General features: G+C 69.5%; 16 protein-coding genes. 11 read left to right on the plus strand and 5 right to left on the minus strand.

Annotation, left to right across the window (positions count from 1 at the left end):
* Positions 1–108: 108 nt before the first annotated feature.
* Together MRS60_RS09300 and MRS60_RS09305 are read left to right on the plus strand one after the other, a co-directional pair.
* A complete protein-coding gene (locus MRS60_RS09300) occupies positions 109–1176 on the plus strand; it encodes a YeiH family protein (RefSeq protein ID WP_051983720.1) in 1068 nt (355 codons plus the stop codon).
* A 103-nt stretch (positions 1177–1279) separates the two neighbouring features.
* Positions 1280–3013 (plus strand): ClcB-like voltage-gated chloride channel protein, encoded by a 1734-nt coding sequence (locus MRS60_RS09305; RefSeq protein WP_034181361.1) that lies wholly within the window; start codon positions 1280–1282, stop codon positions 3011–3013.
* A gap of 96 nt (positions 3014–3109) precedes the next feature.
* On the opposite strand, the gene MRS60_RS09310 is transcribed toward MRS60_RS09305, so the two are convergent.
* Positions 3110–3730 (minus strand): TetR/AcrR family transcriptional regulator, encoded by a 621-nt coding sequence (locus tag MRS60_RS09310; protein WP_034181360.1) that lies wholly within the window; start codon positions 3728–3730, stop codon positions 3110–3112.
* A gap of 178 nt (positions 3731–3908) precedes the next feature.
* On the opposite strand from MRS60_RS09310, the gene MRS60_RS09315 reads away from it, so the two are divergent.
* The 4 genes from MRS60_RS09315 (at position 3909) to MRS60_RS09330 (ending at position 10907) form a co-directional block, all read left to right on the plus strand.
* Positions 3909–5018 carry an efflux RND transporter periplasmic adaptor subunit gene (locus MRS60_RS09315; RefSeq protein WP_034181359.1) on the plus strand — a complete coding sequence of 370 codons (1110 nt, stop codon included), beginning with the start codon at positions 3909–3911 and terminating at the stop codon, positions 5016–5018.
* A complete protein-coding gene (locus MRS60_RS09320) occupies positions 5015–8179 on the plus strand; it encodes an efflux RND transporter permease subunit (RefSeq protein ID WP_243564578.1) in 3165 nt (1054 codons plus the stop codon). The genes MRS60_RS09315 and MRS60_RS09320 overlap by 4 nt, the downstream gene beginning before the upstream one ends.
* 2 nt (positions 8180–8181) lie before the next feature.
* Positions 8182–9759, plus strand: coding sequence for an efflux transporter outer membrane subunit (locus MRS60_RS09325; protein WP_243564579.1), 1578 nt, complete (start codon positions 8182–8184; stop codon positions 9757–9759).
* A 119-nt stretch (positions 9760–9878) separates the two neighbouring features.
* The gene (locus tag MRS60_RS09330) at positions 9879–10907 is read left to right on the plus strand and encodes a MerR family transcriptional regulator (RefSeq protein WP_243564580.1); all 1029 of its coding nucleotides are present in this window, start codon (positions 9879–9881) and stop codon (positions 10905–10907) included.
* A 70-nt stretch (positions 10908–10977) separates the two neighbouring features.
* Here MRS60_RS09330 and MRS60_RS09335 read toward each other — a convergent pair whose 3' ends face one another.
* The 4 genes from MRS60_RS09335 to MRS60_RS09350 all read right to left on the minus strand — a co-directional run bounded on the left by MRS60_RS09335 (position 10978) and on the right by MRS60_RS09350 (position 13992).
* Positions 10978–11688 (minus strand): hypothetical protein, encoded by a 711-nt coding sequence (locus MRS60_RS09335; protein ID WP_243564581.1) that lies wholly within the window; start codon positions 11686–11688, stop codon positions 10978–10980.
* On the minus strand, positions 11663–11887 hold the full coding sequence (locus MRS60_RS09340) for a helix-turn-helix domain-containing protein (protein ID WP_006488139.1): 225 nt from the start codon (positions 11885–11887) through the stop codon (positions 11663–11665). The genes MRS60_RS09335 and MRS60_RS09340 overlap by 26 nt, the downstream gene beginning before the upstream one ends.
* Positions 11888–11895: 8 nt before the next feature.
* Entirely contained in the window at positions 11896–12459 is a 564-nt protein-coding gene (locus tag MRS60_RS09345; protein WP_243564582.1) for a DUF2975 domain-containing protein, read from the minus strand.
* Positions 12460–12594: 135 nt separating this feature from the next.
* The gene (locus MRS60_RS09350) at positions 12595–13992 is read right to left on the minus strand and encodes a sigma-54 interaction domain-containing protein (protein ID WP_243564583.1); all 1398 of its coding nucleotides are present in this window, start codon (positions 13990–13992) and stop codon (positions 12595–12597) included.
* A 73-nt stretch (positions 13993–14065) separates the two neighbouring features.
* Here MRS60_RS09350 and MRS60_RS09355 point away from each other — a divergent pair, with 73 nt between their 5' ends.
* The 5 genes from MRS60_RS09355 (at position 14066) to MRS60_RS09375 (ending at position 19417) form a co-directional block, all read left to right on the plus strand.
* The gene (locus MRS60_RS09355; RefSeq protein ID WP_243564584.1) at positions 14066–14245 is read left to right on the plus strand and encodes a hypothetical protein; all 180 of its coding nucleotides are present in this window, start codon (positions 14066–14068) and stop codon (positions 14243–14245) included.
* A complete protein-coding gene (locus tag MRS60_RS09360; RefSeq protein ID WP_243564585.1) occupies positions 14242–15126 on the plus strand; it encodes an MBL fold metallo-hydrolase in 885 nt (294 codons plus the stop codon). Before MRS60_RS09355 ends, MRS60_RS09360 begins: the two co-directional genes overlap by 4 nt.
* A 30-nt stretch (positions 15127–15156) precedes the next feature.
* Positions 15157–16827 (plus strand): bifunctional protein tyrosine phosphatase family protein/NAD(P)/FAD-dependent oxidoreductase, encoded by a 1671-nt coding sequence (locus MRS60_RS09365; protein WP_243564586.1) that lies wholly within the window; start codon positions 15157–15159, stop codon positions 16825–16827.
* 18 nt (positions 16828–16845) lie between these two features.
* The gene (locus MRS60_RS09370; RefSeq protein WP_243564587.1) at positions 16846–17652 is read left to right on the plus strand and encodes a sulfite exporter TauE/SafE family protein; all 807 of its coding nucleotides are present in this window, start codon (positions 16846–16848) and stop codon (positions 17650–17652) included.
* 151 nt (positions 17653–17803) lie between these two features.
* Positions 17804–19417, plus strand: a complete 1614-nt coding sequence (locus MRS60_RS09375) for an RICIN domain-containing protein (RefSeq protein ID WP_243564588.1) — start codon at positions 17804–17806, stop codon at positions 19415–19417.
* Positions 19418–19447 lie beyond the last annotated feature (30 nt).

A 19447-nucleotide genomic window follows, 5' to 3' on the forward strand; every position in this document is an offset into this window, starting at 1 on the left:
GTTGAATTATCGGCTTTCCGGATAGTTTACGTCACAAATCACAATTTTTCATATCGATATAACAAAATTAGGATTACAGCATCGCAACACGCTCAACTACGGTGCTCCATGTCCACTGCCCCGACTCCCCATCTCAGCCACGCCGCGCCGTCGATGCGCGGCCAGTTGAACGGCGTTCTGTTCGTCGCGCTGTTCGCCGCCGCCGTCACGAGCCTGTCCGAGCTCCCCGCAATCGCCGGGCTCGGCCTGTCGCCGCTGATCGTCGGCATCGTCGCCGGTGCGCTGTACGGCAATGCGCTGCGCGACGGCATGCCGGCCAGTTGGGCGGCCGGCGTCAATTTCTCCGCGCGCAAGCTGCTGCGCATTGCGGTCGCGTTCTTCGGGTTGCGCGTGAGCCTGCAGGAAATCGCGCAGGTCGGCCTGCCGGGCCTGACGGTCTCGGTGCTGGTCGTCGTCAGCACGCTCGTGATCGGCACCTGGGCCGGCATGAAGCTGATGAAGCTCGACCGCGACGCGGCGCTGCTGACCGCCGCCGGCAGCGCGATCTGCGGCGCGGCCGCCGTGCTCGCGTTCGAGTCGACGCTGCAGTCGAAGCCGCACCAGAGCGCGATGGCCGTGGGTAGCGTCGTGCTGTTCGGCACGCTGTCGATGTTCCTGTACCCGATCGCGTATCACGCCGGGCTGCTGAACCTCGATCCGGCCGGCCTCGGCCTGTTCTTCGGCGGCACGATCCACGAGGTCGCGCAGGTGGTCGGCGCAGCCAGCGACATCAGCCCGCAGGTCGCGCACATCGCGACGATCGTCAAGATGACGCGCGTGATGCTGCTGGTCCCGGTGCTGCTGGTGCTTGGCTGGTGGCTCGCCCGCTCGGCCCGCGCCACGGCCGGCGGTGCGCAAGGCAAGCGCAAGGTGGCGGTGCCCTGGTTCGCGCTCGGCTTCCTCGGCTTCGTGATCGTCAATTCGCTGAACGTGCTGCCCACCGACGTCACGCATACGCTGAACGTGCTCGACACCTTCGCGCTGACGATGGCGATGACCGCGCTCGGCATCGAGACGCGCGTGTCGCAGATCCGCGCAGCCGGCCCCCGCGCACTGGTGACCGGCCTGATCCTGTACGTGTGGCTGATCGCCGGCGGCTACGGGATCACCTGGGCCGTGCAGCACTGGCTTGGCTGAGCCGCCTGTCCGCAGCACTTCGCGCGCCGCGCCCGACGGGATGGTCCCGCGGGCGCGGCGCGGTGCTATGCTTCGCGTCGTTTTCCATCGCCCCCTTTCAGCCGTGCTCTCGTTCCTGCTGAAGCTGCGCACTCGCGCCGAAACGCTGTTCCGCCTGTCGGACGCCCATACGATGCTGATCTGGTCGGCCATCGTCGGCGTCGGCGGCGCCTTCGCCACCATGGCGTTCCGCGAAGGCATCGACCTGATGCAGCGCCTGATCTCCGGGCACAGCGGCAGTTTCGTCCAGATGGCGAAGAGCCTGCCGTGGTACGTGCGGTTCTGGATGCCGGCCGCGGGCGGCTTCCTCGCCGGCTGCGTGCTGCTGCTCGCGACACGCGGCGACAAGCCGTCCGGCAAGACCGACTACATGGAATCCGTCGCGCTCGGCAACGGCATCGTGCCCGTGCGGCAGAGCCTGTGGCGCAGCGTGTCGTCGCTGCTGACGATCGGCAGCGGCGGCTCGATCGGCCGCGAAGGCCCGATGGTGCAGCTCGCGGCGCTCGCCGCGTCGCTCGTCGGCCGCTTCGTGCACTTCGACCCGCCGCGCCTGCGCCTGCTGGTCGCGTGCGGGGCAGCTGCCGGCATCACGTCCGCGTACAACGCGCCGATCGCCGGCGCGTTCTTCGTGTCGGAGATCGTGCTCGGCACGATCGCGATGGAGAGCTTCGGGCCGATGGTCGTCGCGTCGGTCGTCGCGAACATCGTGATGCGCGAATTCGCCGGCTACCGGCCGCCGTACGAAATGCCGGTGTTTCCGGCCGTCACCGGCCCCGAGGTGCTGCTGTTCGTCGTGCTCGGCGCGCTGTGCGGCGTGCTCGCGCCGCAGTTCCTGCACCTGCTCGACGCGTCGAAGAACCAGTTCAAGCGGCTGCCCGTGCCGCTGCCCGTGCGGCTCGCGCTCGGCGGCCTCGTCGTCGGCGTGATCTCGGTGTGGATTCCGGACGTGTGGGGCAACGGCTACAGCGTCGTGAACCACATCCTTCATTCGCCGTGGACCTGGCAGGCGCTCGTCGCGGTACTCGTGTTCAAGGTGATCGCGACCGCCGCGACCGCCGGCTCGGGCGCGATCGGCGGCGTCTTCACGCCGACGCTGTTCGTCGGCGCGGTGTTCGGTTCGCTGTTCGGGCTCGCGATGGAAGCGCTGTGGCCCGGCCATACGTCGGCATATTTCGCGTATGCGATCGTCGGGATGGGCGCGTTCATGGCGGGCGCCACGCAGGCGCCGCTGATGGCGATCCTGATGATCTTCGAGATGACGCTGAGCTATCAGGTCGTGCTGCCGTTGCTGGTGTCGTGCGTGTTCGCGTATTTCGTCGCGCGCGCGACGGGCACGACGTCGATGTACGAGATCACGCTGCACCACTACCAGGACGCGCAGGAACGGCTGCGGCTGCGCACCACGCAGATGCGCGAGCTGATCCAGCCCGCGCAGACGGTCGTGCCGCTCACCGCGAGCGTCGCCGACATGACGCGCGTGTTTCTCGAATATCCGGTGAAGTACCTGTACGTGACCGACGACGCCGGGCGCTTCCGCGGCGCGGTCGCGCTGAAGGACATCACGTCCGACCTGCTCGACAAGCGCGACACGTCCGACAAGACCGCCGCGCACTACGCGCATACGCCGTTTCCGCTCCTCACGCCCGACATGCCGCTCGCGACGGCGCTCGAACGCTTCATGGCGTTCCAGGGCGAACGGCTGCCGGTGATCGAAAGCGAAGCCGAGCCGACGCTCGCGGGCGTCGTCTACAAGACGTCGCTGCTCGACGCGTACCGGCGGATGACCGGCGAGCGCTGACGCGCACGGTGCGGCTCGCGTCGCACCGCACCGTACCGCTTCATCGCATGCAGCCTGCCGCGGGCGAACACGATGCCCGCGAACCCGCTTCCCCGCTCAGTCCGGCGCGCGCCCCAGCACGACCCGTGCGAAGAACCCCGCGAGCACCGATTCGGCCACGTCGGCCGGCACGTGCTGCGGATCGGCCGTGTAGTACGACTGCACGCCATCGCACAGGCACATCAGCCCGAACGCGAGCGTCTCGGCCGGCAGCAGCAGCGGCGTGCCCGAGCGCTCGGCGAAGCGCTGGATGAATTCGGCCATCTGCAGGCGCTTGCCGTGCAGGAACTGGTTGAAGCGCACGCGGAATTTCGCGTCGCGCGCGGCCTGCAGCTTCGCCTCGCCCCACAGCAGCGAGAACTCGTCGTCGCGGAACAGCGTCCGGTAATGCGCGAGCGTCATCGACTCCATCTGTTCGCGCGTCCCGCCCTCGTCGAAAATCGCCTCGAAATCGGCCCGCACCGCCTCATGGTTGCGCTCCAGCAACTCCAGCAGCAGGTCCGACTTGCTGCGGAAATTCGAGTAGAACGCGCCGCGCGTATAGCCGGCCGCGGCCGCGATGTCCTCGACGCTCGCAGCCACATAGCCTTTCTTCAGAAAAATACGATGCGCAGCTTTCAGCAGACGTTCGCGCGTCTGGTCCCTGCTCTGCTCGCGAGTTAAGCGCTGTGGTTTCATGGCGCGCAGTCTAGCACCATTACCCCTTCGGATTCACCTTTGCATTCAGATACAGGTGTGTATTAGAATCCGCCACAGTTTCTGAAATTGTTGTCCGCGCGCCGCTACCGGCGCCGCTTGGGGCAAGCGCCCGTCGCGCTTGCCGGCTTCGTTCCGCTCCATCTCCCCTGGGGGTTTCGTGAATCGCTCCGGTTCCCGCGCCGCGCTGCTGATCGGCGTCGCGCTCTTCGTCGCCGCCTGTCATCCGAAAGAATCCGCGCCGCCCGCGCCGCGCCCCGTCGTCGCGCTGCCCGCGCATGCCGATGGCGCCGCGGTCGCGCGCACGCTGCCCGGCGAAATCCAGCCGCGCTACGCGACGCCGCTGTCGTTCCGCATCGCCGGCAAGATCGTCGAGCGCAAGGTGCGGCTCGGCGATACGGTCAAGGTCGGCCAGGTCGTCGCGCTGCTCGATCCGTCCGACGTCGAGAAAAACGCCGCGAGCGCGCAGGCGCAGCTCGATGCCGCGACGCACACCCTCGCATTCGCGAAGCAGCAGCTCGACCGCGACCGCGCGCAGGCGCATGAAAACCTGATCGCGACCGCACAGCTCGAGCAGACCCAGAACAGCTACACGTCGGCGCTCGCGCAGCGCGACCAGGCACAGCAGCAGCTCGCGCTCGCGAAGAACCAGCTCCGCTATGCGACGCTCGTCGCCGATCATGCGGGCTACATCACCGCCGAACAGGCCGACACCGGCCAGAACGTGTCGGCCGGCCAGGCCGTCTACCAGCTCGCGTGGTCCGGCGACGTCGACGTCGTCAGCGACGTGCCCGAGGCCGCGCTCGCGTCGCTCGCACCCGGCCATGCAGCGACCGTCATGCTGCCGTCGCTGCCGGGCCGCCAGTTCGCCGCAAAGGTGCGCGAAGTTGCGCCGGCCGCCGATCCGCAAAGCCGCACCTATCGCGTGAAGCTCACGCTCGCCGCGCCCGATCCGGCGATCCGCCTCGGCATGACCGCGAACGTCGCATTCGACGGCGCGCCGGCCGCCGGCGACGCGCAGCCGATCACGCTGCCCGCGACCGCGCTGTTCCACGACGGCGCGCAACCAGCCGTGTGGGTCGTGCGCACCAAGGACGACACGCTCGAATTGCGCCGCGTCGACGTCGCGCGCTTCAACGAGCGCACCGTCACCGTGTCGCACGGGCTGCAGCCGGGCGAGCGCGTCGTGCTGCAGGGCGTGCATACGGTCAGCGCGGGCGAGAAGGTGCGCCCGATCGCGCCGCTGCATCCGGAGGACTTCGCATCGTGAGCACCCCCCGCGAAGAAGGCCGGTTCAACCTGTCGGCATGGGCGCTGCGCCACCAGGCGCTCGTCGTCTACCTGATCGCGCTCGCGACGCTCGCGGGCATCCTCGCGTACACGCGGCTCGCGCAGTCCGAAGACCCGCCGTTCACGTTCCGCGTGATGGTGATCCGCACGTTCTGGCCCGGCGCGACCGCGCGGCAGGTGCAGGAACAGGTCACCGACCGGATCGGCCGCAAGCTGCAGGAAACGCCGGCCATCGACTTCCTGCGCAGCTATTCGCGCCCCGGCGAATCGCTGATCTTCTTCACGATGAAGGATTCGGCGCCCGTGAAGGACGTGCCCGAGACCTGGTACCAGATCCGCAAGAAGGTCGGCGACATCGGCTATACGCTGCCGCCCGGCGTGCAGGGCCCGTTCTTCAACGACGAATTCGGCGACGTCTACACCAACATCTGGACGCTCGAAGGCGACGGCTTCTCGCCCGCGCAGCTGCACGACTACGCGGACCAGTTGCGCACCGTGCTGCTGCGCGTGCCGGGCGTCGGCAAGGTCGACTATTTCGGCGACCCCGACCAGCGGATCTTCATCGAGGTGAACAACGCGCAGCTCACGCGCCTCGGCATCTCGCCGCAGCAGCTCGGGCAGGCGATCAACGCGCAGAACGACATCTCGTCGGCCGGCGTGCTGACGACCGCCGACGATCGCGTGTTCGTGCGGCCGAGCGGCCAGTTCGACAATGTCAATGCGATCGCCGATACGCTGATCCGCATCAACGGCCGCACGTTCCGGCTCGGCGATCTCGCGACGGTCAAGCGCGGCTACGACGATCCGGTCGTCACCCAGATGCGCGCGGCCGGCTCAGGTGCGGCCGGCAAGGCCGTGCTCGGCATCGGCGTGACGATGCAGCCGGGCGGCGACGTGATCCGGCTCGGCAAGGCGCTCGACGCCGAATCTAAGGACCTGCAGGCGCGGTTGCCGGCCGGCCTCAAGCTGGTCGAGGTATCGAGCATGCCGCATGCGGTCGCGCATTCGGTCGACGATTTCCTCGAGGCGGTCGCCGAAGCCATCGCGATCGTGCTGGTCGTGAGCCTCGTATCGCTCGGCCTGCGCACCGGGATGGTCGTCGTGATCTCGATTCCGGTCGTGCTCGCGGTCACGGCCCTGTTCATGTACCTGTTCGACATCGGGCTGCACAAGGTGTCGCTCGGCACGCTCGTGCTCGCGCTCGGGCTGCTCGTCGACGACGCGATCATCGCGGTCGAGATGATGGCCGTGAAGCTCGAACAGGGCTACAGCCGCGCGCGCGCCGCCGCGTTCGCGTACACCAGCACCGCGTTCCCGATGCTGACGGGCACGCTCGTCACGGTGTCGGGCTTCCTGCCGATCGCGCTCGCGAAATCGAGCACCGGCGAATACACGCGCTCGATCTTCGAGGTGTCGGCGATCGCGCTGATCGCGTCGTGGTTCGCGGCCGTCGTGCTGATCCCGCTGCTCGGCTACCACATGCTGCCCGAGCGCAAGCGGCAGGCGCACGAAGCGCACCTGCCCGACGACCACGAGCACGACATCTACGACACGCGCTTCTACCGGCGGCTGCGCGGCTGGGTCGACTGGTGCATCGAGCGGCGCTTCGTCGTGCTGCTGATCACGGGCGCCCTGTTCGTCGTGTCGCTGATGGGCTTCTCGCTGGTGCCGCAGCAGTTCTTCCCGAGCTCCGACCGGCCCGAGCTGCTGGTCGACCTGCGGCTGCCCGAGGGCGCGTCGTTCGCGGCGACGCTGCGCGAAACCGAACGCCTCGAGAAGGCGATCGACAAGCGCCCCGAGATCGATCATTCGGTGAACTTCGTCGGCAGCGGCGCGCCGCGCTTCTACCTGCCGCTCGACCAGCAGCTGCAACTGCCGAACTTCGCGCAGTTCGTGATCACCGCGAAATCGGTCAAGGATCGCGAGAAGCTCGCGACCTGGCTCGAAACCACGCTGCGCGACAAGTTCCCGGCCGTGCGCTGGCGGCTGTCGCGGCTCGAGAACGGCCCGCCGGTCGGCTATCCGGTGCAGTTCCGCGTGAGCGGCGACAGCATCGCGACGGTCCGCTCGATCGCCGAGAAGGTCGCGGCGACGATGCGCGGCGATGCGCGCACGGTCAACGTGCAGTACGACTGGGACGAGCCGGCCGAGCGCTCGGTGCGCTTCGAGATCGATCAGAAGAAGGCGCGCGAGCTGAACGTGACGTCGCAGGACGTGTCGAGCTTCCTCGCGATGACGCTGTCCGGCGCGACCGTCACGCAGTACCGCGAGCGCGACAAGCTGATCGCGGTCGACCTGCGCGCGCCGCAGGCCGACCGCGTCGATCCGGCGAAGCTCGCGGGCCTCGCGCTGCCGACGCCGAACGGCCCGGTGCCGCTCGGCTCGCTCGGCCGCTTCGAGCCGACGCTCGAATACGGCGTCGTGTGGGAACGCGACCGCCAGCCGACCATCACCGTGCAGTCGGACGTGCGCGCCGGCGCACAGGGCATCGACGTCACGCACGCGGTCGACGCGAAGCTGAACGCGCTGCGCGCGCAGCTGCCGGTCGGCTATCAGATCAACATCGGCGGCTCGGTCGAGGAAAGCGCGAAGGCGCAGAACTCGATCAACGCGCAGATGCCGCTGATGGCGATCGCCGTGTTCACGCTGCTGATGATCCAGCTGCAGAGCTTCTCGCGCGTGCTGATGGTCGTGCTGACCGCGCCGCTCGGGCTGATCGGCGTGGTCGCCACGCTGCTGCTGTTCGGGCAGCCGTTCGGCTTCGTCGCGATGCTCGGCGTGATCGCGATGTTCGGGATCATCATGCGCAACTCGGTGATCCTGGTCGACCAGATCGAGCAGGACATCGCGGTCGGCCACGGCCGCGTCGACGCGATCATCGGCGCGACGGTGCGGCGCTTCCGCCCGATCACGCTGACGGCCGCGGCCGCCGTGCTCGCGCTGATCCCGCTGCTGCGCTCGAACTTCTTCGGGCCGATGGCGACCGCGCTGATGGGCGGCATCACGAGCGCGACCGTGCTGACGCTGTTCTACCTGCCCGCGCTGTACGCGACGTGGTTCCGCGTGAAGCGCGACGAACGCGACCCGCAGGACGGCCCGCCGCATGACGGCAGCACGCCGGCCGCGCCGACGGGAGCATGACCATGGATGTGTCGATGAACCTGAAAACCCAAGCCGTGCGCGCGCTCGCAGCCGCGAGCCTCGCCGGGCCCCTGGCCGGCTGCGCGTGGTTCGCGCCGAGCGGCGAGCCGCCCGCGATGCCGTCTCCGGCGCATTACGGCGCGGTGCCGCAAGTCCAGCAGACCGTGTCCGCGCAAGGCGTCGCGCAGCAGTTCGAAGTCGGCGCGCAACCGGTGCCCGACTGGTGGAAGCAGTACCGTTCCGATGCGCTGAACGCGCTCGTCGACGAAGGGCTGCGCAACAGCCCGACGCTCAGTGCGGCGTCGCATTCGCTGGATGCCGCGCGCGAGCAGTTGCGCGGGCAGATCGGCAGCTCGATGCTGCCGTCGATCGACGCGGTCGGCCAGGCCACGCGCCAGCGTGCGCTCGGCGTGCCGATTCCGGCGCTCGGCGCACCGACGCTGCTGTACGACACGTTCGTCGGGCAACTGCAGGCGAGCTACACGGTCGACCTGTTCGGCGCCTCCCGCTTCGCGAACCGCGCGCTCGCGAAACGCGTCGACGTCAGTGCGTTCCAGCTCGAATCGGCGCGGCGCGCGCTGGCCGCGAACATCGTCACCGCGTCGATCACGGTGTCGGTGCTCAACGCGCAGATCGACACGACCGAGCGGCTCGTCGCGCTCGCGAACGACCAGGCGCACGACGCCGAACGCCGCTACGCGCTCGGCTCGGCGTCGCGCAGCGACGCACTGAACGCGCGGCAAAGCGCCGACACGTTCGCGGCAAGCCTGCCCGCGCTGCGCCAGCAGCGCGACTCGGCGCGCCATGCGCTCGCGGTGCTGGTCGGCCGCACGCCCGACCGGCCGCCGGCCGATCTCACGCTCGCCGATCTGCATCTGCCCGAGCAGGTGCCCGTCGTCGTGCCGTCGGACCTGCTGCAAAGCCGCCCGGACATCCAGGCGGCCGACGCGGGGCTGAAGGCGGCCGCTGCGGAAGTGGGCGTCGCGACCGCGCAGCTGTTCCCGCAACTGTCGCTGTCGGCGGCGATGGGCAAAGGCGGCTTCAGCTGGCCGGCCATGCTGTCGGGCGCCGGCGCGATCTGGAACGTCGGCGCGTCGCTGAGCCAGCCGATCTTCCACGGCGGCGCGCTGCTCGCGCAGCGCCGCGCGGCGAAGGCCGCCTACGAGGCCGCGGTCGACCAGTACAAGCAGGCCGTGCTCGGCGCGTTCCAGAACGTCGCCGATTCGCTCGCGGCGCTCGAACACGATGCGGAGGCACTCGACGCATCGTCCCGCGCCGCGCTGTCCGCACGCGGCGCATACGACGACGCGGCCGCCCGCGTGCGGCTCGGCGCGCTGCCGCCGTCGGCCGCGCGCGCCAGCGAGCTGCAGTACCGCAACGCACGGCTCGACGAGATCCGCGCGACCGGCGCGCGGTTCGCGGATACCGCGCGGCTCTATCAGGCGATGGGCACGCCGCCGGCCGATAAGGCCGACAAGGCCGATCAGTCCGGCAAAACCGGCAACACGGCCGGCGACACCGCAACCGGCCAGGAAGCGCGCGCCGCCACGCCCCCCGACACCGCGCCTTCGCCGCAATAAGCCGGCCCTTCGATCGGGCGCGCGGTCAACCCGTCGCGCGCCCGATTTTCGATCTTCCGCTTGACCCTCACGTAGCGTAACGTTCGAGACTCCAGTGTGCGTACCGAACGGAGGAACGAATGCAGCTGAAAGTGGGAGAACTGGCGAAACGCAGCGGGCTGACCGTCCGCACGCTTCATCACTATCACGCGATCGGTCTGCTGACGCCTTCGGCACGTGCCGACAACGGCTACCGGCTGTACGACCGCCACGACATCGCCCGGCTCCACCAGATCCAGGCGCTGCGTCGCTTCGGACTGTCGCTCACCGAAATCGGCAACTACCTGAACCAGCCCGGCACCCCGCTCGTCGATCTCGTCGCGAAGCAGATCGCGCTGCTCGACCGCCAGCTCGCGCAAACCGCGCAGCTGCGCGAGCGGCTCGTGAGCCTGCACGCGCAGCTGGCCGCGGGCACGGAGCCGGAGCTGGCCGATTGGCTCACCACACTGGAGTTGATGACCGTGTACGACAAATATTTTTCCGAGGAAGAACTCGCGCGCATGCCGATGTACCGAAAGAGCCAGGCGGGCGACGCGGAATGGATCGCGCTCGTCGGCGAGGTCCGTGCGCTGCACGACGCGGGCGTGCCGCCCGAGGACGAGCGCGTGCGCGCGCTCGCCGGCCGCTGGATGGCACTGCTCGTGCGCGACACGAACAACGACCCGCGTCTGCTGGCGAAGCTGAACCTGATGCACGAGCGTGAACCGGCGATGCAGTCGAAGATCGGCATTTCGACCGCGTTGCGCGACTACGTGCTGCGCGCGACCGCCGAAACGAAGATGCGGATCTTCGAGAAATATCTCGCGCCGGACGAAATCCGCTTCATGCGGGCGCACTACGGCAAACGCGCGATGGAATGGCCGCAACTGATGGGCGACGTGCGCGACGCGATCGACGCGGGCGCGAAGCCCGATTCGCCGGAAGGCCGCGCGCTCGCGCAGCGCTGGCTCGACCTGTTCTGCAGCTATGCGGGCCACGATCCGGCCACGCACGCGAAATTCCGTCACGCGATGATGAACGAGCCGGCGCTGACGAAGGACGCGTGGGTCGACGATACGCTGCTCGGTTTCATCCGCGAGGCGATGGCGCAGTTGGTGCCGGCGCGCTGATCAGCGACGTGGCGGCGGTACGCAGGTCGCCTGCGCGCCGCCGCCAGGCCCGTGAGGCAGGCCGCCCGCGTCACCACTTGCAGCCGGTATCGCGAACCGCATCCAGTGCGAGCATCGGCAACGCAAGGAGGCCGGCGCCCGAGTACGCGCTCCGGCAGTCGACGCGGTGCGCGCGTGACATCCCCCCGGCCAACCTGGCGTCGACGGTATCGCGACGCGGCGCCGCGTGACCGGACGACGCGCCCAATGCGTCGATCGCCGCGTCGGCAGTGCTGCGCCCTGAAGCGCGCCGCACACCGATCGACGCCAGATCGCGCCCCCAGTCGACATCGGGCATCGACGCGTTAGCCGGCCGGTTGTCGCGTCCATCCGGCGCGACACCGGCAGGCGCGTCCGTTCGTGCATGCAGCGTCCCGAATGCATCCGGAAGCGAACGCGCCGGCATGCGCGCGTTCGCGGCGGCGCCGGAACGTTCCGGCGCTCGACCATTGCCGCCCACCTTCCCGTTCCGTCCGGTGCGTCCGGCCATGCCGGTTGCCGGCGGTTGGACCGGCCGCGCCGGAATCAACACGACGCTCAGCGCGGGCCGGGCCGGCGCCCCGACCTCGGGCCTCGCCGCACCGACCGTCGGCGACGCCCAGCGCAGCACGAACCATCCGAGCACGTGGATCGACGCCGCGATTGCGAATGCCACCGCGACGACGCCCAGCCGCCGCCGTCGCGCCGCCGCGCCGGCCGCACGCCACGGCGATGCGTCAGTCGGGCTCGCCGCCGCCGTCATCGCTGAACGCGAGCAGGTCGCCGGGTTGGCAATCGAGATAGCGGCAGATGGCTTCGAGCGTAGCGAAACGGATGCCCTTGACCTTCCCCTGCTTGAGCAACGACAGGTTCTGTTCGGTGATGCCGACCGCCGCCGCGAGATCCTTCGAGCGGACCTTCCGGGTCGCGAGCATCACGTCGAGCTTGACCACGATCGTCATGGCGGGCCTCAGACGAACTGCCGATGTTCGGCGTCGAGCTCGCTCGCCTGCCGGAGAATATGCGCGATCACCGCAATACAGGCTGCCGTAAACAGCGCGACAACGTAAGGCATGCTGAAGCCGATGCTGACCACGCGATGGCCGACCGGCTCGCGCATCGTCGCCCACACGCTCAGGAGCGGTTCGCACAACAGGCTCAGCAGCACCCACAGGCCGATCGCACGGCCCGTCTTGCCGAGATGGCCTGCCGCCTGCGCGGAGAAATAGTCACGGCGCGCGTAAGTCCGGAACAGCGCGCGCAGATGGCGCAGGCCGTTCGCGAGCGCGACGAGCGGCACGCTCGACAGCAGGATGCCGACCGCCTTTTGCCACCACGGGAAAGCAGCGACATCCACGTGCAGGTTCGACATTACCGAGTCCGTGAGGCCGAATACGAAACCGGGCCCGGAGTCGGCCGCGCTCAGCGACGGAAACGCCCGGCAAGCGGCGTTGAGCACCAGCATGGCGACGATGAACCACAACGTGACGGCAGCCATGCGCTGGCTGATGCGGGCAATACGATCGGAATGCATGCGACATCCTCTTCGATGGTGGTGAACACGCATCGATTGTACGTCGACACTTATCGTAAAACGATAATTATTTTTCGCATGACATGAATTTATGATTGCCGGGCATGTTCGTCACCGATACGCCGGAACACCCGCTCACCCGCCGCGCGTGCCCAGCCCGAGCGCCTTCAACCGCCGGTACAGCGTGCGCTCGCTCATCCCCGTGCGCTCGGCCAGCGCCTTGCGTGTGCCGGTGAATTCGCCGGCGATCCGCACCAGTTCGGCATCCGTCAGCGCGCCCGCCGCGCCCGCGCCATCCTGCTGCGCCGCCGATGCCGCCACGAGTTCGGCCGGCAGATGCTCGACGCGGATCGTCCCGTCGTCCGCGAACAGGCATGCGCGTTCGAGCACGTTGCGCAGTTCGCGGATATTGCCCGGCCACGCATACGCGTCGAGGCACGCGTGCGCGCGCTCGGTCAGCACGAACGGCCGGGCCGCGAACGGCCGCGCGCCCGCGTCGCCCGCATTCGCGCGCGCGTTCGCGATCCGCCGCAGGATCGATTCGGCCAGCAGCGCGACGTCGCCCTGCCGTTCGCGCAGCGCCGGCAGCGGAATCGGAAACGCGTTGATCCGGTAGTAGAGGTCCTGCCGGAACCGGCCGTCGTCGATCATCTCGCGCAGCGGCTTGTGCGTGGCCGCAACGAGCCGGAAATCCGCGCGCAGCGCCTCGACGCCGCCGACGCGCCGGAACGTGCCCGACTCGATCAGCCGCAGCAGCTTCACCTGCATCGGCAGCGGCACGTCGCCGATCTCGTCGAGAAACAGCGTGCCGCCCTGCGCGGTCTCGACGAGGCCCGGCTTGCGCTGGTTCGCGCCCGTGAACGCGCCCTTCTCATAGCCGAACAGTTCGCTCTCGAACAGCGTCTCGGCGATCCCCGAGCAATCGACGACGACGAACGGCCCCATCGCGCGATCGCTCGCCTCGTGCAGCGCGCGCGCGAACAGCTCCTTGCCGGTACCCGACTCGCCGAGCAGCAGCACCGGCAACATCGACGGCGCGACGCGCTGCAGTGCGCCGAGCGCCGCGTTGAACGCGTCGGCGCCGCCGACGAGCCCTTCCGCGCTCGGCTGCGCGGACGCGCTGCGCACCGTCGTCAGCCGCTCGACATACGCGATCACGTTGCCGTCCGCATCGAAGATCGGCCGCAGCTCGACGTCGACGTGCTCGGGGCCGCGCGGCGTGTGGTGGATGTGCAGCACGCGGTTCAGCCCGCGCGATTCGAGCGCCTGCTTCATCGGGCAATGCTCGCCGGCCTGGTCGCACGGCACGTCGTAGTGATGCGAGACCTGGAAGCAGTGGCGGCCCACGTGCTCGACGCCCGCCACGCCGAACTGGCGCCGGTACGCATCGTTCGCCGCGAGGATGCGGTAGTCGGGATCGACGACGATCATCGGCTGCGGGTCCTGCTCCAGATAGGCGACGAGCGCGCGGACGTCGGGCGTGACATCGCGGCGCGGCGCGGGAACGATCGGGATGGTGTCGTGCGGATTCATGCGGACGCTCGGTGACGGTTCTGCCGGACGGACTGCCAGGCTGACTGCCAATTCTGCCACGACACTGCCAGATATGGCAGTCAACATGTTCTACCGGCTGGCGCCAACGCCCGCGCAGCGCCTCGGCCGCGCCGAAAACCCGAACCAAATCAAGTCTCTGGCCTATCGGCCGGCACCGCTGTGCCGCTTGGCATGCTTCTTGAGTCAGAGATCCCGATTGCAAATGCAGAACCCGATCGAGGACACCCCGTGAGCAACGCCCCCACGCTGTCGGTCGAAGGCTTTTTCGACCCGGCGACCCACACCGTCAGCTATCTCCTGCTCGATACGGCGAGCCGCGCGTGCGCGCTGATCGACAGCGTGCTCGACTACGACCCGAAATCCGGCCGCACGCGCACCGCCAGCGCCGACCGGCTGATCGCCCGCGTCGCCGAACTCGGCGCGACCGTGCACTGGCTGCTGGAGACGCACGTGCATGCCGACCACCTGTCGGCCGCGCCGTACCTGAAGGCACGGGTCGGCGGCCGGATCGCGATCGGTTCGCACGTGCGCCGCGTGCAGCACGTCTTCGGCACGCTGTTCAATGCAGGCCCCGGCTTCGCGGAAGACGGCCGCCAGTTCGACCGGCTCGTCGACGACGGCGACACGCTCGCGCTCGGCACGCTGACGATCCGCGCGCTGCACACGCCGGGCCACACGCCCGCGTGCATGACCTACTGCGTCGACAACGCGACGCAGCGCGCGGCGTTCGTCGGCGACACGCTGTTCATGCCCGACTACGGCACGGCCCGCTGCGACTTCCCCGGCGGCGACGCGCGCACGCTGTACCGCTCGATCTCCCGCGTGCTCGCGCTGCCGCCCGACACGCGCCTGTACCTGTGCCACGACTACCAGCCGGGCGGCCGCGACGTGCAGTTCGTGACGACCGTCGCCGAGCAGCGCCGCGCGAACGTGCACGTGAAGGACGGCGTGACCGAGGACGATTTCGTCGCGATGCGCACCGCGCGCGATGCGACGCTCGACATGCCGGTGCTGATGCTGCCGTCCGTGCAGGTCAACATGCGCGCCGGCCACCTGCCGGAGCCCGAAAACAATGGCGTGCGCTACCTGAAGATCCCGCTCGACGCGATCTGAGCGCCGCCGCCCCCAACCGAGAACCCCGACATGACCACCATCCGCAAGCTGACCGACGCGCTGTCGGTCTCGCCGCAGATCGCGGCGGCCGACCTGCCCGCGCTGCACGCGGCGGGCATCCGCGCGATCGTCTGCAACCGGCCCGACGGCGAAGGCCCCGACCAGCCGACCGTCACCGAGATCCGCACGGCCGCCGCGCCGCTCGGCATCGACGTGCATTACCTGCCGGTCGATACGGGCAAGGTGACCGACGACCAGGCCGCGCAGTTCGGCGCGCTCGTCGCGTCGCTCGACGGCCCGGTGCTCGCATACTGCCGCAGCGGCATGCGCTCGGCCACGCTGTGGGCGCTGTCGCAAGCGGGCCTGCGCCCGCTGGACGACATCGTCGCGACGGCCGATGCAGCCGGTTACGACCTGCGCGCGCTCGCGTCGCGCGTCATGCAAGGCGGCCGCCAGGCGGCGCCGACTGTCGACGCGCGGCACGACATCGTGATCGTCGGAGCGGGCGCGGCCGGCATCGCGGTCGCATCGAGCCTGCTCGCGCGCGACGCGTCGCTCGACATCGCAGTGATCGATCCGGCCGACGTCCACTACTACCAGCCGGGCTGGACGATGGTCGGCGCGGGCGTGTTCCAGCCCGAGACCACCGCGCGCCAGATGACCGACTTGCTGCCGCGCGGCGTGCACCGGATCCAGGCTGCCGTCGCCGGCTTCGAGCCCGACACGCACACGGTCGTGCTCGACGGCTGCCGGCGCATCGGCTACCGCAAGCTCGTCGTGTGCCCGGGGCTCAAGCTCGACTGGCACGCGATCGAAGGCCTCGCCGACACGCTCGGCCGCAACGGCGTCACGTCGAACTACCGCTACGATCTCGCGCCGTACACGTGGGAGCTCGTCCGTACGTTCCGCGGCGGCAACGCACTCTTCACGCAGCCGCCGATGCCGATCAAGTGCGCGGGCGCGCCGCAGAAGGCGATGTACCTGTCGTGCGACCACTGGCGGCGCGCGGGGCGCCTCGAGGCCGCGAACGTCGAATTCCTGAATGCGGGCGGCGCGCTGTTCGGCGTGGCCGACTACGTGCCCGCGCTGATGGAGTACGTGAAAAGCTATGACATCGCGCTGTCGTTCGGCCATAACCTCGTCGCGATCGACGGGCCCGCGCGCCGCGCGACGTTCGCGCGTGCGCTGCCGGACGGCGGCAAGGAAACCGTCGTGCGTTCGTTCGACATGATCCACGTCGTGCCGCCGCAGAAGGCGCCCGACTTCGTGCGTTCGAGCCCGCTCGCCGACGCGGCCGGCTGGATCGACGTCGATCCGGCGACGCTGCGGCACAAGCACTTTCCGGACATCTACGCGCTCGGCGACGCCACCAACACGACCAATGCGAAGACGGCCGCGGCCGCCCGCAAGCAGGCGCCAGTCGTCGCGCACAACCTGCTCGCATCGCTCGGCCGCGCGCACGGCGACGCCGCGTACGACGGCTACGGCTCGTGCCCGCTCACCGTCGAGCGCGGCAAGATCGTGCTCGCCGAATTCCTGTACGGCGGCAAGGTCGCGCCGACCTTCCCTGCATGGCTGATCGACGGCAAGCGCCCGTCGCGGCTCGCATGGCTGCTCAAGGAACGCGTGCTGCCGCCGCTCTACTGGAAGGCGATGCTCAAGGGCCGCGAATGGCTCGCGAAGCCCGCGATCGCACGTTGACCGGAGCCCGATGACGTCATGCTGATTTCCCTCGTACTCGGCGGCTTCGTCGGCGCCGTGCTCGGCCTGACCGGCGCCGGCGGCGGCATTCTCGCGGTGCCCGCGCTCGTCGTCGGCATGAGCTGGCCGATGCAGCAGGCCACGCCCGTCGCGCTCGTCGCGGTGGCCGGCAGTGCCGCGCTCGGCGCGCTCGAAGGCTTCCGCCGCGGGCTCGTGCGCTATCGCGCCGCGCTGCTGATGGCCGTGGCCGGCGTGCCGCTGACCACGCTCGGCGTGCGGCTCGCGCACGTGCTGCCGCAGCGCCTGCTGCTCGCGCTGTTCGCGCTGACGATGCTGATCGTCGCCGGCCGCCTGCTGCGGCAGGCGCTGCGACACGCACCCGTCGACGCGGACGCGTCGCCGCTGTGCATCGGCCGCGTGAATCCCGATACGGGCCGTCTCGTGTGGTCCTGGCCGGTCGGCTTCGCGCTCGCGTCGACCGGCGCGATGACTGGCCTGATGACGGGGCTGCTCGGCGTCGGCGGCGGCTTCGTGATCGTGCCGATGCTGCGCAAGTTCACGAACGTGTCGATGCACGGCATCGTCGCGACGTCGCTGATGGTGATCGCGCTGGTCGGCGCCGGCGGCGTGTTCGCGACGCTCGTATCGGGCACGCGCGCGCCGCTCGACGTGACGCTGTGGTTCACCGTCGCGACCGCGCTCGGCATGGCCGCCGGCCGCGGTGCATCGCGGCACCTTGCCGCGCGACACGTGCAGGCCGGCTTCGCGGCCGTGCTCGTGTGCGTTGCGCTCGGAATGCTGGCGAAGGCGGTGTTCGGCGCATAAGCCGGCTCAGCATCCGGGTGCGGAACCGATCCCGCGCCCGGCTCGCGACGCGCCCCATCCGTCGCGAATTTGTCAGGACCGCATGCTAGACTCGCCGCCGCGCGCCCGTCCGTCGCGCGTCGAAAACGAATAACTATTCAGGAGTCCGGCCATGCTCGTCCCGTCCGTCAGCCGCGCGGCAATCGCTGCGCTGATGCTCGCTCCGCTCACTGCGCTCGCCGCGCCCGCCTACACGGCGACATTGACGCTCGCCAGCCTGTCGCCGTCCGTCGGCGGCACCGACAAGGCGACGCTGAAACTCGCCAACACCGGCACCGAACCGGCTGCCGCCGGCCTCTCCATCGGCATGCCCGCCGGTTTCACCGCGAACGGTTTCACGAGCGCGTGCGGTGGGACGCTGGCCAGCGACGGCACCGCGCAGCTCGCGCTGACCGGCGCGACGGTGCCGGCAGGCGGCGCATGCACGTTCACCTTCACGCTCGGCGTACCGCCCGTCGCGTCCCTGCCGCCACCGGGCGCGCGCAGTTTCAGCATCGCGGCCAGCACGGCGCCTGGCCTCGCGACACTGTCGGCCAGCACCGCACCGACGCTCAACGGCTTCCTCGGCGCGACGCCGGGGCTTTACAGCAACACGTGGTTTCCGTCGACGCTGCGCAGCGTCGCGATCCTCGACCTGTTCATCACGCCGCGGACCGACCCGGGCCCGAACTCCAACGTGTTCTGGTCGAACCAGGTCAACTCGCTGCACGGCTACACGGGTTTGCAGTCGACCGAACTGGTGTCTGCCAGCGAAGGCACGGGCAAGCAATTCCTGTTCAGCCTGTGGGGCGCCACCGCCGCGAAACCCGGCACACCCGCGAGCGCCGGCATCGGCGCCGGCAGCTACTGCACGGTCAGCGGCTCGGCGACGGATGGCAGCGCCGGCGCGCAATGCCGCTATCGCTACGAGTGGCAGGCCGGCCACACGTACCGCTTCCGCATCACGCCGGACACGAGCCAGGGGCCCGGCTGGTTCAAGAGCAACGTGACCGACGTGACGGGCGGCGCGACCGGCGACAGCTTCGACATCGGCAGCATCTACGTCGGCACGACGCAAACGCAGGTTCCAGTCTCGTCGATCAGCCAGTGGGTCGAGTACTTCGACTGGAATTCGAGTCGCACGAGCTGCGCGTCGGTTGCATATACGAACGCGCAATTCAGCGTGGCTGCTTACGATGGGCTCGGCAATCCGGTGACGGTGCCTGTCCCGTCGGTCACGGTCAACAAGACGTGTCCCACCGCCTACGCCAATGCATCCGAATCGAACGGCGTCGCGACGCTGATCGGCGGCCCGCAGCAGTCGGCCGCAGGCCTCGTCAAGGCGAATGGCGCTTGCCTGACCGCATCGGGCGGCCTGCGCGACGGCAATGCCGCGGTGCTCGGCGCCTGCCCGACGCTCGCGTCGGTGCGCGCCTCCGGCGGCACGCACTTCAATCCGCAATTGTGGGTCGCCGCGGGCGACGGCACGCTGCAGACCAAGTACAGCTACTGCCTCACCGCGCAGGCACCGAGCGCGGGCAACGGCACGCTGCTGCGCACCTGCGTCGCCGGCGAGGCCGATCAGCAATGGCTCGTCAAGGCCGGCACGGCGCCCGGTTCGGCACAGCTCGTGTCGCAGCCGACGGGCCGCTGCCTCGCGCCCGCCGCCGGCGGCACGCTGAGCCTCCAACCGTGCTCGGCCGCCACTGCGGTCTGGACGACGCCCGGCAAGAGCTTCGCGTACTGACCGGCGACGACCTGCGCCGAGCGGCACGCA

It is taken from the genome of Burkholderia pyrrocinia (assembly GCF_022809715.1).
Classification (GTDB): domain Bacteria; phylum Pseudomonadota; class Gammaproteobacteria; order Burkholderiales; family Burkholderiaceae; genus Burkholderia; species Burkholderia pyrrocinia_C.

Excerpts from the sequence above, each read along its gene's own strand:
- MRS60_RS09325 (WP_243564579.1), top strand. The coding sequence starts at position 8,182 with ATGGATGTGTCGATGAACCTGAAAACCCAAGCCGTGCGCGCGCTCGCA.
- MRS60_RS09310 (WP_034181360.1), bottom strand. The coding sequence starts at position 3,730 with ATGAAACCACAGCGCTTAACTCGCGAGCAGAGCAGGGACCAGACGCGC.
- MRS60_RS09350 (WP_243564583.1), bottom strand. The coding sequence starts at position 13,992 with ATGAATCCGCACGACACCATCCCGATCGTTCCCGCGCCGCGCCGCGAT.
- MRS60_RS09375 (WP_243564588.1), top strand. The coding sequence starts at position 17,804 with ATGCTCGTCCCGTCCGTCAGCCGCGCGGCAATCGCTGCGCTGATGCTC.
- MRS60_RS09365 (WP_243564586.1), top strand. The coding sequence starts at position 15,157 with ATGACCACCATCCGCAAGCTGACCGACGCGCTGTCGGTCTCGCCGCAG.
- MRS60_RS09335 (WP_243564581.1), bottom strand. The coding sequence starts at position 11,688 with ATGACGGCGGCGGCGAGCCCGACTGACGCATCGCCGTGGCGTGCGGCC.
- MRS60_RS09330 (WP_243564580.1), top strand. The coding sequence starts at position 9,879 with ATGCAGCTGAAAGTGGGAGAACTGGCGAAACGCAGCGGGCTGACCGTC.
- MRS60_RS09340 (WP_006488139.1), bottom strand. The coding sequence starts at position 11,887 with ATGACGATCGTGGTCAAGCTCGACGTGATGCTCGCGACCCGGAAGGTC.
- MRS60_RS09355 (WP_243564584.1), top strand. The coding sequence starts at position 14,066 with ATGGCAGTCAACATGTTCTACCGGCTGGCGCCAACGCCCGCGCAGCGC.
- MRS60_RS09370 (WP_243564587.1), top strand. The coding sequence starts at position 16,846 with ATGCTGATTTCCCTCGTACTCGGCGGCTTCGTCGGCGCCGTGCTCGGC.
- MRS60_RS09300 (WP_051983720.1), top strand. The coding sequence starts at position 109 with ATGTCCACTGCCCCGACTCCCCATCTCAGCCACGCCGCGCCGTCGATG.
- MRS60_RS09345 (WP_243564582.1), bottom strand. The coding sequence starts at position 12,459 with ATGCATTCCGATCGTATTGCCCGCATCAGCCAGCGCATGGCTGCCGTC.